Source organism: Bacillus sp. S71 (assembly GCF_016625265.1).
Classification (GTDB): Bacteria; Bacillota; Bacilli; order Bacillales; family Bacillaceae_G; genus Bacillus_A; species Bacillus_A cereus.
In genome coordinates this window covers 626,502-643,145 of record NZ_JACVUW010000002.1, presented here as the reverse complement: position 1 = coordinate 643,145, position 16,644 = coordinate 626,502, and the positions used below count along the sequence as shown (strand labels likewise).

Genomic DNA, 16,644 nt, shown 5'->3' with positions numbered 1-16,644 from the left:
TTCCAACTTCATACTCTCATTTCCAGTTCTTTTACAAACTATCAAATCATTACCGCATACCATGTTACCCCGGCCAGTAGAACAAAAAGAAGAAGAATATAGATTGCAGATAAGTTTTTCACATTTCTTTTTGTAGACTTACCGTAATTCTCCTCCACGTTTCTTGCAACTAGTACAGTCCCAAATAGCGATACAATTACAATAATAACGACTAGTGAAATTGCAAAACTCATTGTCTTTTCACCTCTCTAAGACCCATCTATTTTAATTAAAGAACTTACATAAAAACCTTCCTCTTTAAAACGTTGATAACATACTACCTTTCTTCTCTTATCATAATAGATGTTTGCAAAAAGCGGACCAACCACTTTCGTGTTTTTTTGCTCATCCACTTAAAAAATAAAAAGCAACTGATCACTTAGGACCAGTTGCTTTTTTCACACGATAATTTTTCATTTAAAATTAATTCGATTTAAAAGTTTCGCCTTTTCATAATGAAACATCGACTGAGATAACTCGAAAATTGTTCCATTTACAAGATACACTGTATTTTCAATAAGAAGCGCCGGATCACCTTCATTTAATTCTAAAAGCTGTGCATTTTCTTTATTTACTTTTTCACAACTAATAACTTTATCAGCAAAACCAATATTTAATCGTAAATCTTCAATGAAATAACTGTATACAGAGCTTAATGCTATTTCTTCGTTCAAATATGGAATAATATCCTTTTTGAAATAACTTATTTCAATAGAGAATGGTTTAGCATCTACAATTCTTAAGCGCTTCAAAAAATACAACCTAGTTCCAGTTTCGCATTGCATCCGCTTTGCTATCTCTTCGTCCGCATCTATTACTTCAAGCTCTAACACTTTCGTTTCAATATTTTGTGAAACAAGATTTTTCGTTAATCCACGTAAACTTCCTAAATTAATGTAATCTGTTACAGAAGTTTCGCGTAAAAACATGCCACTACCTTGCACTTGAAAAATATAACCTCTATTCACAAGCTGACTAATTACTTTACGTATCGTATTACGGCTTACTTCAAATCGATTCATCAACGCTTCTTCTGTAGGTAGTTTTTTCGTTTCATTAAAAAGCCCATCTCGAATGTTTTGCTCTAACACATCTGCAATTTGTTTATACTTTGCACTCATACACTTTCTCCTAAAATACTCTTTTATCTGTTATAACTCTTCCCCTCTCGTTTCGATCACACGTTTATACCAATGAAACGAAAGTTTCTTCTTACGTTTTAAGTTATCATTATGATCGACAAAAATAAAGCCATATTGCTTTTTATATCCATTTAACCAACTTAAAAGATCAATCACTGACCATGCATAATAACCTTTTAAGTTAATTCCCTCTTCAATTGCACGCTTCATTACTTTTAAATGCGCTTCAATAAATTTAATTCTCGGAACATCTACAATTTCTCCGTCAATGATTGGATCTTCATCACCAAGTCCATTTTCCGTTACATACATCTTTATGTCACCGTAACGCGCTTTCAACATATGCAATCCCTCTAAGAAACCTTCGGGAGATATTTCCCATCCCCATTTTGTATATGTTTTATCATCCATTTTAACTGTTCGATAAAAACCATCAAAAGAAGGGTTACCTGGAGCAAGCGTTGAGTTTTCTCGAGAATGTCCCTCACTCTTTATATCCATATCGTATCTTTCTACTCGTATTGGTTGATAATAATTCAAGCCAATAAAATCATTTTCTTCTGCATTTTGTTTAATGATTTCTAATTCTTCAACCGTCCAATTAGGAGTCCACCCTTTTTCCTTTAATTGTTGTACAACATAAGACGGATACTCGCCTTTTAAAATTGGATCATAATACCAATACGTTTCATATTCATTCGCATGATTTGCTGCTCGTATATTTTCTTTTTGATCATCCACACTATAAGCAGGTAAGAAAACATGTGTAATCCCAATCTCACCATATTGTTTCAGCTGCTTGTACACCGCAACTGTTTTCGCATGTGCATAAAATACATAATGAGTCGCTTGAAAATACTTTGGAACATCATTTTGGATTCCTGGTGGATGTGCACCTTTTAAATAACCTAATCCACAAAACATTACTGTCTCATTAAAAGTAATCCAATGCTTAACTCTGTCACCAAATGCCTTAAAACAAGTTTCTGCATATTTTACGAAAGCCTCTGCTGTTCTTTTATTCGTCCATCCACCATCTTTTTCTAACGGTAATGGTAAATCCCAATGATATAAAGTGACAAACGGCACAATCCCGTATTTTAAACATTCATCAATTAAGTTGTTATAAAATTCAATCCCTTTTTCATTTACCTTTCCATCTCCAGTCGGCAATATTCTCGCCCAAGAAATAGAAAAACGATACGATTCTAATCCCATCTCAGCCATTAAGCGAACATCTTCCTTATATCGATGATAATGATCAACAGCTACATCACCATTTGTTCCATTGTATGTTTTGCCAGGAATTTTTGAAAACTCGTCCCAATTCGTAACACCTTTTCCATCTTCATTCCATGCACCTTCTACTTGATAAGAAGCTGAAGCAGCTCCGAATAAAAAATCATGTGGAAACTTCATAGTATATACCTCCATTTCATTACAATAAATCAAATTCATTCATACATATAAAATTTATAGGTACAAATTTTATATGTATGATTATATCTTATGTTTTTATTTTTTTCTATTATAAAAGTACAATTTCTATTGTTGGCTATTGGAAAAGAAAAAGAAGCGATATATTTTCTCGCTTCTTACTCTCATCATCTTTATTCTTTTATTAATGACTTATTCGCTCTTATAACTTCTTGATACAATAATGGTGACCACTTTTCATTTATGTAGTCTTGAATTACCCAGCCCACTCTCAAAGGATTCTTTTGTTTTATATAGTTTGCAATTTCAGGATTTATATAAGAGGCATAGTAATACGGACTATTCCATGCTGTACCACCAGAAGACAAGCTTGTAAAATTAATATATAGATGATTTAAATCCTCGCTATTGTTCATCGTTTCATCCATCGTATCTTTAATAGATTTTACTTTCTCATCATAATTCACTTTATATTTATCTTGTACTGTTACATTTACATTTTGGTTTACAGTTGTGGTAAACGTCTCATTATCTGGCCAATAAAAATTATTATATCCTCCAGATTCATTACTACCACTATATCTTTTTAGTAGTACAATTTTCCCACGAGCATCTCCAAGTTTTATATTTCCTTCTGTTTTTAAAAAGATAGGATCAACAAAATAATTTTTTTCAAACGTACTACTAAATGAACCTTCTGCCCCTTTCATATCCTCATACTCTTTTTTTAAAGACATAATAATTGTTTCACTCGGGTTATCTTTTAAAAATTGTTTCGCTTCATTTATGAATTCATGCAGTGTTACGTAAAGATATAATGGCCCATGATGAAGAACTATCGTATTATCATCTGTTAAACGTCCTCTTATATCAAAAATGCGAGCTCCATGGTCCATTTGATAGCGAAAATCATATTCTTGCGTCATTCCCCACACTTGCTTAATCGGATTTTGCAACTTGAACGTCCCACTATCGTGTGTTCCTGGAATTGAAATTCGTGCTAACGGGATATTATCAGGTATAGGTTGCATCCATTTTGACCAATTTTCAAGCTCATTAACAGAGCTAGCTGCAACTACTCTCTTATCATGTAAAGCAAATACAAATGTGATAAATATTGTACTACATATGAATAATTTCAAAATTAACTTCTTATTGCTCATTATTATCCCTCACTTTTTCTGTTTTTACATCAAACTTATTGAATATAATATAAGCTAGTTCATAAAAAATAAATAACATTTCATCAATATGAAATATTGCATAGAAGTAAAGTTAAAAAATCATTCACATATACTAAATTAGAAAAATTTAAAGGAACTTCATCTGAAGTTCCTTTTGCTTATTTTATGTTCAATACATATGAACCATCTTTATTCTCATATTTATAGACGTATAAATAATATTTCCCTGGCTTTGCATTATAAGTTCCTTTAACTACATTTCCTTCATTTTCACCATATGCTACATAGTTATTTAAATCTGATTCATGATGAAGTACCCATGTCATTCCGATATTTTGTTCATTTAGTAGAGAAATATTAATATTTTCCGGTGAGTCAATTTGGAAAGTAAATACATCTACTCTATCACTATTATGTAGCGTTCCTTTCACCGGTGTATGAAAGTTAACTTTATTTGCCTGTCTAGGCTCATTGTTTGGTTCATTTTCTGTTACTTGTAACTCATTCCCACCGTTTGGTTTTCTTTGTTCATAACCTAAGTTTACTAGTATAGACTTCAAATCTGGTAAAACGCCAATTTTATCTGCATATGGATCTTTAGATTTTGTTCCTGTGCTCTGGTTGCTTAATATTGCTCTTAGTTCACTTGGTCTATATGGTTGTCCTAAATTTTCTTTAGCAATGCTTTGTACTAAAGTCGCTGCCCCAGCAATAATTGGCGAGGCACTAGATGTTCCGCTAAAGCTTGAAGTATAAAGATTTACAGCACTTCTACTTTGCTCGGCTGTAGTTGTATCTACATTTTCTCCCCATCCGTACACATCAATACGGCTTCCATAATTCGAAAACCACATACGTTCATGAGGGAAAGATGAAGAGCCAGCTCCTACCATAATTGCACCCGAATCTTTAAAATCTTTACTATTACGATTTAAGACTTGCTTACCTTTTCTATCTTTGAACTGATCTAAATCATTCCACCCATTTGCTCCAGCCTCTATAATTACAATTCCCTTATCTGTACCAGCACGAATTGCATCAAAAATATCTGGTTGTACTTCAACAGGTAAATATTTATCACCATATCCATCAAAGGATGCTTGCGCCTCTAATAATAAAACATCCCCAGCTTCTAACTGATTTACAGCGCTTAATATTGCATCAGCCGTATTATACTGTCCGTTATCTCTTATTTGAGAGATAACCTTTGCTTTCGCTTTTGGCGCAATCCCAATATTCCCGACTTCATTGTCCTCAGAGGATACAATTCCTAGTACAGACGTCCCATGACCGACATGCTGATTTATATTTCTTCCAGACATTAATTCAATATTTTGATGTAATAAATCCTCATGATTTAATAGCCATCCGTATTCCATATCAACAAAAGTAATACCATTTCCATTACCGCCTTGAATTCCCCAGGCGAAAGGCGCATTAATACCGTATGGGGCTGCTTCAAGATAACCTTGTTTTTTAAATCTAGGATTGTTATTAGGATTAAGAGCTACACTTGATGATTGCACTTCAGGTGGCATTATTTTCTCTTGTTTCTTCATATACGCATCTTCTATTAAAGAAGATGCCTTTAACTTATCTACTATTTCTTCTTCATACCCACTATTTTGATTTTGAAGAATATAGTAGTTTAATAGACTTGTAGATACATGATTAGGTGCTTTCACTTCAAGGTTTTGTATTTGTTCCGGGCTTACAGATGTGAATAAACGAGTAAATGTTACATCTGGATATTCTGTCAAAAGATCTTTTATTACTTTATCATTCGTTTGAGATTGTATTTGTTTTTCAATACCATCTTCATATGGCAAATCCAAATCCGCTTTAAATTTTACAATGATTTGCTTATCTGTTTCTTGTTCTATCCCTAATTTACTCTGCTGTTCTATAGAATCAGCATATACACTATTGATAGTGCCTCCTGTTCCTAAAAGTGTTGTAATGATTACAGTTGACGCACACATTTTTTGAAATATTTTCATTACATCAATCCTCCTATTAATAATTATTAATCATTATATTAATCTATAATGATTAATTCTATAACGTATTCCCTTTCTACTAAATAGATTATAGTAATCAGAAATATGAACTTCAATGTATTTTCATATGCAATATTTCATATTCTGACTCTACACTAAACGAATATGAAACTTATAGTGATTATTTATTTTATATGTGCTAATATACTTACATTAATATATTACGCATATACACATTTCAAACTACATTACTTAATCGTTTCACCTTAATTTTTTCTTAGGAGGATTTACAATGAAATTACTAAAAATAAAACATATAATTCCTTTATCTGCGGCCGCAATTACATTCGTATGTAGTCAAAGTACAGCTGAAGCTTCTACCATTCATACAGTAAAAAAGAACGATACACTTTGGGGCATTAGTAAACAATACGGAGTTTCAATACAATCCATTAAACAGGCTAATAATAAAGGAAACGATAAAACCTTTATTGGCGAACAGTTACATATTCCAGGGTCCGTGAAATCAAATGAAATCACTGTTCCTCAAAACGCCAAGCCTGCGAACATTTCTGAACAAATTATTTATCAAGTACAACCGGGAGATTCATTAGAAACGATAGCAAAGCGTTACAATGTCACTGTCCAATCTATAAAACAAATGAACAATACAGTCGGAAACAAGCTTTATACAGGACAACATTTAAAAATCAACTCAAGTATTTCACAAAAAGAAAAAGACTTAATGGCACGCTTAGTTACCGCTGAAGCAGGTGGCGAATCCTATAAAGGAAAAGTAGCAGTAGCCAAAGTTATACTAAATCGTGTAAATGCAAAAGGTTTTCCAAATACAATAACAGGCGTTATTTATGAACCTATTAAATACGGATATGCATTTACTCCTATTACAGATGGAAGAATTAATCAACCTGCAAGTGCAGAAGCAAAAATGGCTGTAGAAGAGGCTATCTCCACAAATGGAGTAGATTCAGACTGGATTTATTTCTACAATCCAAAAACATCAACGGACAAGTGGATTACGACACGTCAAACAGTAGCAGTAATTGGTAACCATGTGTTTGCTAAATAAGATTTAAAATCATTAACAGGCCTCTTCACTTAAAAGGTCTGTTTTTTTATATGTAAGATGTTATTAATCATATGACATAGTGATTTTTTAAACTATTTCTTCTTTCAAATAAAAATTTTTGTATTTACTCCACCACTCGGAGAAATTAATAAAGCATCAAGTTCAAAAACTCCCACTTTATTAATAAAAGCTATTTCTTACCTTCATAAAATTGTTATACACTAGAAAAATAAAAAACAAACTATTCGTTAGCAGGTGAAAGAATATGTATGATGTTACAATTATCGGCGCTGGAGTAAGTAGCATTTTTATGGCTTATTCACTAGCTAAAAGTAACAAAAAAGTTTTAATTCTTGATAAAGGTAAAGCGCTAGAAGATCGCCATTGTCCTTTAGACGAAGGAAAAGTGTGTAATTGTACTACATGTGATAAATATTTCGGGTTTGGTGGTTTAGGCAAATCTGAAGGGAAATTTAATTATACAAACGGATTTGGCGGAGAACTTGAGAAAAAAGTCGGTAAAGAGGGTTTTATACAACTCATGGCTGAAGTAGATGAAATTCTATGTCAGTTTGGTGGAAGTTCGATTTCAAAATATTCTACTGAAAATTCAAGTCTCACTAAGAGAGCTGAAGCGTGTGGTTTACAAATGCTAACAACAGAAGTAAGACATCTTGGTACTACACTTTCCAGTAACATTTTTCAGCAGCTCTATGAATTTTTACTGACGAAAATAAAGATCCAATTTCATATAGATGTACAACATATTCTGAAACAGGAAGATCATTTTACAATAGATACAAATCAAGGAACAGTTCAAACTAAGCAACTAGTATTTGCAACTGGGCGCTCTGGGGCCGATTGGTTAAAAGAAATGTGCAGTTCCCTAAATATTTCTCAGGAGCAAACACGTGTAGATTTAGGAATTAGAGTAGAAATGAAAGAACATCAATTACGTTCTATATTACAAGATACTTTTGAAACAAAACTTTCTTATCAAGGTGAGCATTTCATAGCAACTACTTACTGTATGAATCCAAAAGGACGCATCATTCGAAAGTACGAAGAAGGTTTAGTTATGCCTGACGGTCAAAATTTTCGAGAACAAGGAACTGGCACTTCTAATTTAAATTTCACTTTATTTATTCCTCGCTATTTTCCTACTCTCAAAGAAGCAAATGTATACGCAAGTTCAATTATTAAAGGCATTAACCAAGGACGAGATCGGATTGTTATACAGCGCTTAGAGGACTTACTAAAGAAACAACCTACAGCGGAAAACAGCATGGAACATAGCCGTATACAGCCTACACTACAGGGGGATTATGGAGATTTGAATCAAGAAATTCCTCAATTATATATTGAAGGGCTCAAAGAATTTTTATTACGTTTAGAACAATTTATACAAGAACCTATTGATCAACATACTTTACTATATGGAATTGATGGAAAGTTCTATGCTCCTACGATAAAAATTAATAATCATTTTGAAACTAGTATACATGGGCTATTTTTAATTGGAGATTGTTCAGGCGTTACGCACTCATTATCTCAAGCAGCTGCAAGTGGTCTATATGTTGGAAAGTACTTATCTGACATTTAATTTCTATCATTAAGATTCTAGTCAAATATTCCTAATTTCAAAACACTTTACTTATATAGTAAAAATATATTAATAAGCCCTCCTATCCTTCCCGGCTAATGATTAACCGACAAAAAATCGGAATTTTACAAGATACATATGTAATATAACTACATATTTAAAACTGTTGGTATTCAATTCTAATAAATTGAATGTCAACAGTTTTAAAAGTCTCTATCCATTTTCACTTTCATTTGTTCGATATTTTGTAACATCATCATAGTGTTTAATATGGTAGGATGTCTATAAGTCAATTTCACTACAACTATGACTTGTTCTGCCCGTTTCTCAAAAAGAGTTATATTTATGCTACTACGCTTTAAAAATCCCCATTGTATGTATATGAATACTTCAAATTATTCCCTTTAGAAAATAGAGTCTAAATGGTTCATTATACTCTAATAGTTATAAAAACATAATATATAACTTCAGTTAAATAAATTGTATAAAGAAGGTGTAAAAATGAAGAATAAAATAAATTTACAAATGCAAAATATAAGCTTTGTTATAATAATGGCTTTAGCAGTATGGTTAAAAACATATCTTATTACGCGATTCAGTTTTGATTTAAAAATCGAGTCTTCAACGCAAGAGCTTATTTTGTTTATTAGTCCTCTAGCCGCATCATTAGCATTTGTTGGATTAGCATTATTTGCAACTGGTGAAAAGCGAAATTATATAGCGCTATGTATTAATTTCTTATTAACAATCGTACTCGTTGGAAATGTAATGTTCTATGATTTTTATAGTGATTTCGTTACATTACCAGTACTTGGACAAACCTCAAACTTTGGACAATTAGGCGGCAGTATTATAGAAATATTAAACTACAAAATTATACTCGCATTCGTAGACATTGTTTTCTTCTTTATTTTATTAAAAAAGAAATCATTGGTCTTTAAAACAGAACGTGTAACTCATTCTACACGCTTGTTATACTTTCTTTTAACAATTGGTGTATTCTTTGCGAATCTACATCTTGCAGAAAAAGAGCGCCCTGAATTATTAACGAGATCATTCGACCGAGTAATGCTTGTCAAAAATTTAGGCCTATATACTCACCAAGTATATGACTTAACACTGCAAGTAAAAGCCGGTTCACAAAAAGCGCTTGCTGATAGTAGTAAATTACAAGAAACTGAAAACTACGTAAAAGCAAACCAAAGCGAGCCAAACCCTAATATGTTTGGTACAGCGAAAGGAAAAAATGTAATTGTCGTCACTCTTGAATCCTTGCAAACCTTCTTAATAGGCGCATCAGTCAATGGGCAAGAAGTTACACCATTCCTAAATGAATTCATAAATGAAAGTTATTACTTTGATAACTTTTTCCATCAAACTGGTCAAGGGAAAACATCCGATTCTGAATTTCTAATCGATACGTCGTTGTATCCATTAAATCGAGGGGCTGTATTCTTCACACACGGTAACAATGATTATACTGCGACTCCAGAAATCTTACGTCAGCAAGGTTATTTCACTTCTGTATTCCATGCGAATAACGCAACATTTTGGAATCGTAATATCATGTACTCTGCTCTTGGTTATGATCGTTACTATAATGAGCTTGATTACAAAATTACACCAGAAACAAATTTAAATTGGGGATTAAAAGATATCGAATACTTTGATCAATCAGTAGATATATTAAAAACTGTTAATCAACCATTCTATGCTCGTTTCCTTACTTTAACAAACCATTATCCATTTACGTATGATGAAGATACAAAATTCATTGAACCATACAACTCTGGTAATGGCGTATTTGATCGTTACATCGTAACAGCACGTTACTTAGACGAATCAATTAAAAAATTTATTGAACGTCTAAAGGCCGAGGGGCTTTACGATGATTCTATTATTGTGTTATACGGTGATCATTATGGTATTTCCGAAAAACATAATCGTGCAATGGCACAGTTTTTAGAAAAAGATCAAATAACAGAATTTGATACTTTAAATTTACAACGTACGCCTTTATATATTCATATTCCTGGACAAACAGAAGGTCAAACTATTTCAAAGCCTACGGGACAAATCGATATGAAACCTACTATTCTAAATTTATTAGGTGTTGATTCTACGAATGATATTCGTTTTGGCCATGATATGTTTTCAGATGAATATACTGGCTTTGTTGTTTTACGTGATGGTAGCTTCATTACAGATAAGTATGCATACAAAAACAACACTTTCTACGACCGTATAACAGGTGAAATTGTAGATTTACCAAAAAAAGAAGCTCAAGCCCTCATTAAACGTGCCCAAAATGAATTACGAATGTCTGACAAAATTATTGAAGGCGATTTATTACGCTTCTCAGAAAGCAATAAAATTAAAACTGGCGAAGTACAAACTAAAATTAAAGAAACAGAAAAATAATCTATATATGAAAAAGGAGCAACTTATTACAGTTGCTCCCTTTTACTTTTATTCTACGCTTGTTTCTAAAGCTACATCCGTATAGGTATTATCATTACCAATATTTAAAATTACTTCACATTGACGCAATCTCAATTCAAAGAGCATGATAGAATCATGATAGATTTCAGGATTTGATTTCATCTTATGTAATATCTCTTGTTTTTCTTGTATTTCTATATGCGTGTTTTCTACAGCTTGCTTTAAGGAGTTAAATGGATTCCTAAAGAATATATTAATATCTCGCTCTTGTGTGTTTTCAAACAGCTCAAATTGCAAGAAAAATTTCTTCATAATAGAAGCCGTTACCTCAGTATAATCTTCATTTTCTACATACTGTTTGTATTTGTTATATAGCATAGATTTATTTTTAGGAAGAACTCCAAATAATTTACCGGCACTTTTCAGTAAAAATTGTGCTGGCGTAAATCGACGTAAAATATTTACTTCATCCATTTGTATTCTAGTCGTCATCCTGTCAGTATCTCTGCGCCAGTCATCAAGCACTTTAAAGTCACATTCTAACTGTATTCTATTTTCTCCAAATAGTGAATTAAGCCCTTCACTAAGTTCTTCTAAATACGTTTGACTTTGAAGAAGCTCATTATTAGAAGTTGCAATCCAATTTTGCATAGAAAGAGCAAGATTAGGTAATACAGTTTGTTCTAAATATTTATGCACTCTTTCATTCATTGCTTTATTTAGTTCCGTATCCATGTGCCCGAAATCACTTTCTTCACTAATTAAATTAGAACAGCTCTTTAATATCTTCGGAATATTTTCAGTAAGATCATTTGTAATTTCAGTTTTCATTGAACGATATGATTGTGTAATGAGATGAATTTTTTCCCGCTCAAATGCAGTAAGGTTATTAATGCTACCGTTTAGTTTCACTAGCATATCTTCATTCCAATTAATAGCATCCACTAGATTGTTTTCTTTCTCAACACGTTTATCCAAAAGATATGTAATTGTTTTTCGAATGAAATATAATAACTTTTCAGTACGTTCTGCATCTATATGTTTATGATTAAAGTTAAAATGAATAAACTCAGTTAAATCATTTAATTGTTGACTACTTGTATATAACGAAGAATAAGGGAAAATTCTCGCATGCGGGAAATATGTGTTTATTCTCGTTGCCGTATCATGTAATACCCTTTTCACTTCTGCTTCACTGTAAATGTTATCGATTTTATTTAGTAAGAAATGAATTTGTAAATTTGGCGTATGTTCTTGAATACTTAATAGAATGTCACGTTCTTTATCAGTAAAAGGTGAATCCGCATTCAATACGAACAGTAATTCGTCTACAGAATTTAAATATTCGAATATCTCATCTCTAGTGTCGTTATTCCTATTAAAGCCAGGTGTCACTACAAATGTAAGTTTATTTTCATTTAAAAATCTGCATGGTAATTTAAATTCAACACATGCTCTATCTCTATATGTTTGATGGTGCTGAGACATCATATTATGGTAATCAGAGACATCTTCCGTTGTTGTAATTGCTGAGTCTGTTATAGCGTTTATTTCTATATGAGCATCATTTTTTAAAACTACTACATTTGAAATTGATTTTTCTAATATATTTTCTCCTAATATAGAGTTAATAAATGTAGTTTTTCCGTTTCCTGAAGTTCCCGTTACTAAAATACGATTTGTTCTTAAATCTGCGAGCTCGTCAACTAGCCATTTAAATCGGTGACCTATTTCTATATTGTGCTTTTGTGCCCATTGTGTAATAGATTCAAAAAGATGTAAGCTGTACTCTAAGCCATTTACATGATTAATAGAATGTGACAATAAGTTTTCTGCATGTTCTATATTTGCTGAATCTATTTTGGAAGGGAAAATCTCATCCCATGCCAATACAGCTGCAGATGGAAATACAGCATAAGATGGATTGACTACCTTTAACCAATTTGCTAACAGATTTGGTATGATATCGTTTAATTGTCTAAGCGTATATTGACCTTGAATTAATGCAAAGTACGTTTCTTCGTAAAGAGCAGAAACTTTGTTCCATATATCGGACGAATGTATTTCAATATGTAAGAAAAATTCATTTATTGTGTTAAGCCACAATAAGTAATTTTTTTCATTTTTATAACTGTTCCAGAGTGATGAAACCATTTGCGTAAATTGTACTTGATCTACATTATTTAATGTAGCTAATGCATCATAAAAATAGTCTGGTGAAATATGTTTAGTAAACCCTTTATCGATATATCCTTTTAACACCTCAAACCAAGGATACGATTCTATGCGAATTAACTCATTCACAGCAAGCTCTACTGCACTATCAAAATCTTGCTGTTCCTCATAAAAGGAACGGGCAATTTTTGTGACATTCGGATAATCAGGATTTAAAGAAACTGCTTCTTTAATAACACCGAAAGCTGAGTCAAAATTATTTTGCTCAATGTAAAGAGAAAGTAATTGTAGTCTAATTTCGGTCATCAATATTTTATTATCAGTAGTAATAGAAGTATAAATATTTTCAGCAAATGATAACTGATTAAGTTCGAAATAAGCATCCGCAATATTTTTTTGTGCCCATGGTGCTAATTCATTACTAACCTTCTCCCATTTAAAAATAGCTGCTTCAAAATCTTGATGACGATAATAAAATTCACCTTGTGCAAAACGAATATAAGACCCATCAGAAATCTCATTTTTTTCTTCGTTTACATAAGCTTGTCCAAGTACGTCAAGAGTTGGTTTTGTTTCATTCTCCATTAGGAATGTTTCATAATACATCTTTTTTATTAATTGTTTTTCTAATCTCATCTTTTCCCCCACTATATCTTGAAAATACATTTTTAAGATATGTCAATACTTTTTGTATGTATGCTTTTTATCTTAACAAAGAATATCTTTTGGAAAATTTCATTTTCCTTTCATTTTTCAAGTTAGATTGAATTTTTATGAGAAAAGTTTCAGTTTTTTTTCAATTCCCTTTCAGTTATGAAACAGCATTAAATGTTCCTAATAACCTAATAACACTATAATATTCCACATTATATTATCAGGAAAACCCCATATAAACCATATTATAAAAAACAATATATATTGAATTTATATACATAATTCACTGTGCTGTCAAACAAAAAAACAATAAGAGCCAACAGCTATTCATACCATTTCTTTCTCAAATTGTTTTCCTTTAAAATGTTTCAGTAGTTATGTAATTAAATTCCATTAACCTATATAAATAACTAGTCCAAAAAATATCTATATGCATATCATGTTATAGTAAAGAATTTAGGAAATCCTAAAAGGAGGCATTTTCATGTTTGAAGATAAATCTAAAATAAATTACCCATATGAATTTACTGAAACTACAACAGTTCCTCTAAAGAACCCCATTGATAAAAAATTCAAGAACGGCACAGGTACACATAACTTCCCAATTAAGAAGCACTATAAAGAGCAAGTTCTATACACTGAAAAAATTAATAATAATAAAAATAAGTAATTGTATAGACCTTTATAACAATTAGCCAAATAAGAAGCAACATTCGACCATGCATAGTTATTTAGTTAGTAATGATACAATTCATGCACATTTTAAAAAGTGCTGTATACAGCGCTTTTTTATACATAGATAAATTTAAGCTAACGCAACCAAGAAATAAACTGCAAAATTACTCCACCTTATTTTCGTTTAACAATTAAATCTACATATTAAAAGGGAGCAACAGTAAATGTTGCTCCCTTTTGAAAAGTAATTTTATTCACTCTACATAACCCTCTTAAACATCTTCTCCAACTCATAAGTAGAATGATGCACAAGAATCGGTCTTCCGTGTGGGCATGTGTATGGGTTTGTTGTTGTACGTAATTCTTCCAGTAAGGCAAATATTTGATCGTTCGTTAAATATTGATTCGCTTTAATGGACGCTTTACAGCTCATCATGATGGCTGCTTCTTCACGTAACTTTTTAATATCAACTTTTTTTAGTTTAACAACTTGCTCCATCATTTCATCGATAATTTCTGTTTCTTGTCCTTTCGGGAACCATGTTGGATGCGAGCGGACGATAAAGGATTGATGGCCGAATTGTTCTAAAAATAGCCCGACTTTTTTTAGTTCTTCTAACTGTTCTTCGACACGTAAAAATTCAGTAAGAGATAGATCAATACGGTACGGTACAAGTAACTCTTGTACTTCTTGCGCTACCCTTCCTACTTTATCACGGAAGTATTCATAATTAATACGTTCCTGCGCGGCATGCTGGTCAATCATATATAAGCCTTTATCATTTTGAGCGAAAATATATGTTCCATGCATTTGTCCAATTGGATAAAGTGGTGGTAAGTCATTCCCGTTCATTTCAATCTCTTTTATTTCCCGAACTTCTTCTTCTAATTCCTCTAGTTCAAAGTCCTCTTCATTACTGTCCCACGATTTCTCTTCTTGAATTGGTTCTTCGATTATCGGTTTAGTGGATGGTTGCCAACTTTGCTCTTCTCTTATGAGCGACTGTGGTGGTTGCCATTCTTGTTTCGGCGGTTGCCAAAGCTGCGCTGGCTGTTTCACAGCCTGCGGTTCTTCTTGTTTTGCATCCATGCCAGTTGGTAAAACAATGTCCGGCATAGATGGTTCTTTCGGCTTCGCATGCTCAAACTGGAACTGTTCTTGCACACTTTCGTCTTTTTCTTTTTTCTTCGTTGTTACGCCTGCATCTGGAATGAGCTGTATTTTTTTAAATGCAGCTTGCAATGTTTCTTCGATCAGCTTTAGCAATTCTTGTTCTTTACTAAAACGAACCTCTAACTTCGCTGGATGTACGTTAACGTCAACTAGCATTGGATCCATTTCAATAGATAAGAAGCCAATTGGATACCGGCCGACTGGCAGTAATGTATGGTATCCTTGCTGAATTGCTTTCATTAGTACAAAGTTTCGAACGTAACGACCATTTACGATCGTTGACATATAATTTCGAGATGCTCTCGTTACTTCTGGTAATGTTACATAGCCTTTAATTGTAAAGTCTAAAGATTCAGCTTCAATTGGAACAAGCTTCTTCGCAACTTGAATACTGTAAATCGATGCAAGTACTTGTCTTACATCACCGTTACCTGATGTATGAAGCAATTTCTTTTCATTATGAAACAGTTTTAACGATACTTCTGGATGTGACATTGCAATACGATACACGATATCTGTAATATTCCCGAGCTCCGTATGAATGGTTTTCATATATTTAAGACGCGCTGGTGTATTAAAGAATAAGTTTTGTACTGTAATATCTGTTCCTTTTCGGCTCGCAGTTTTCTCTTGTTTTATAATGTCTCCACCTTTAATTATGAGGTGTGTACCAGGCGCATCACCTGTGCTAGTAATTAATTCTAATTCACTAACAGAGGCAATACTCGGCAATGCCTCACCGCGGAAACCGAGTGTTCTTATGCGAAACAGATCGTTTTCATCTTTAATTTTACTCGTCGCATGGCGTTCAAAAGCGACAATACAGTCTTCTTCTGCAATACCATCACCGTTATCAATGATACGAATTTTCGATAACCCAGCTTCTTCTAAGTGGATTTCAATAGATGTACTATTCGCATCGATAGAATTTTCCACAAGTTCTTTTACGACTGAAGCAGGGCGCTCTACTACTTCCCCTGCCGCAATTAAGTTAGAGAGTTGGTCATCGAGTTTGCGAATTTTCCCCAT

11 protein-coding genes are annotated in these 16,644 nt (G+C 32.7%); 4 read left to right on the top strand and 7 right to left on the bottom strand.

Going from position 1 to position 16,644, the window contains the following annotated elements; genetic code table 11:
* Positions 1 to 41 precede the first annotated feature (41 nt).
* The 5 genes from IBT51_RS06775 to IBT51_RS06755 form a co-directional block, all read right to left on the bottom strand.
* On the bottom strand, positions 42 to 233 hold the full coding sequence (locus IBT51_RS06775) for a hypothetical protein (RefSeq protein WP_000006458.1): 192 nt from the start codon (positions 231 to 233) through the stop codon (positions 42 to 44).
* Positions 234 to 452: 219 nt separating this feature from the next.
* A complete protein-coding gene (locus IBT51_RS06770) occupies positions 453 to 1,160 on the bottom strand; it encodes a GntR family transcriptional regulator (protein WP_016080562.1) in 708 nt (235 codons plus the stop codon).
* Between the two features lie 30 nt (positions 1,161 to 1,190).
* Positions 1,191 to 2,600 carry a glycoside hydrolase family 1 protein gene (locus IBT51_RS06765; protein WP_029443096.1) on the bottom strand — a complete coding sequence of 470 codons (1,410 nt, stop codon included), beginning with the start codon at positions 2,598 to 2,600 and terminating at the stop codon, positions 1,191 to 1,193.
* Between the two features lie 191 nt (positions 2,601 to 2,791).
* Complete coding sequence (plcA, locus tag IBT51_RS06760) at positions 2,792 to 3,781, bottom strand: phosphatidylinositol diacylglycerol-lyase (protein WP_000066297.1); 990 nt, start codon at positions 3,779 to 3,781, stop codon at positions 2,792 to 2,794.
* Between the two features lie 179 nt (positions 3,782 to 3,960).
* Complete coding sequence (locus IBT51_RS06755) at positions 3,961 to 5,802, bottom strand: S8 family peptidase (protein ID WP_069356110.1); 1,842 nt, start codon at positions 5,800 to 5,802, stop codon at positions 3,961 to 3,963.
* A gap of 292 nt (positions 5,803 to 6,094) precedes the next feature.
* Between IBT51_RS06755 and IBT51_RS06750 the strand changes: the two genes are divergently transcribed.
* The 3 genes from IBT51_RS06750 to IBT51_RS06740 all read left to right on the top strand — a co-directional run bounded on the left by IBT51_RS06750 (position 6,095) and on the right by IBT51_RS06740 (position 10,916).
* Entirely contained in the window at positions 6,095 to 6,892 is a 798-nt protein-coding gene (locus IBT51_RS06750) for a cell wall hydrolase (RefSeq protein WP_090977230.1), read from the top strand.
* Between the two features lie 265 nt (positions 6,893 to 7,157).
* On the top strand, positions 7,158 to 8,495 hold the full coding sequence (locus tag IBT51_RS06745) for an NAD(P)/FAD-dependent oxidoreductase (RefSeq protein ID WP_200458029.1): 1,338 nt from the start codon (positions 7,158 to 7,160) through the stop codon (positions 8,493 to 8,495).
* 501 nt (positions 8,496 to 8,996) lie between these two features.
* On the top strand, positions 8,997 to 10,916 hold the full coding sequence (locus tag IBT51_RS06740) for an LTA synthase family protein (RefSeq protein ID WP_078401578.1): 1,920 nt from the start codon (positions 8,997 to 8,999) through the stop codon (positions 10,914 to 10,916).
* A gap of 48 nt (positions 10,917 to 10,964) precedes the next feature.
* Here IBT51_RS06740 and IBT51_RS06735 read toward each other — a convergent pair whose 3' ends face one another.
* Positions 10,965 to 13,748, bottom strand: coding sequence for a dynamin family protein (locus IBT51_RS06735; RefSeq protein WP_200458030.1), 2,784 nt, complete (start codon positions 13,746 to 13,748; stop codon positions 10,965 to 10,967).
* A 502-nt stretch (positions 13,749 to 14,250) separates the two neighbouring features.
* Here IBT51_RS06735 and IBT51_RS06730 point away from each other — a divergent pair.
* The gene (locus IBT51_RS06730; RefSeq protein WP_000461138.1) at positions 14,251 to 14,436 is read left to right on the top strand and encodes a hypothetical protein; all 186 of its coding nucleotides are present in this window, start codon (positions 14,251 to 14,253) and stop codon (positions 14,434 to 14,436) included.
* Positions 14,437 to 14,700: 264 nt separating this feature from the next.
* On the opposite strand, the gene mutL is transcribed toward IBT51_RS06730, so the two are convergent.
* The gene (gene mutL, locus IBT51_RS06725) at positions 14,701 to 16,644 is read right to left on the bottom strand and encodes a DNA mismatch repair endonuclease MutL (RefSeq protein WP_088024006.1); all 1,944 of its coding nucleotides are present in this window, start codon (positions 16,642 to 16,644) and stop codon (positions 14,701 to 14,703) included.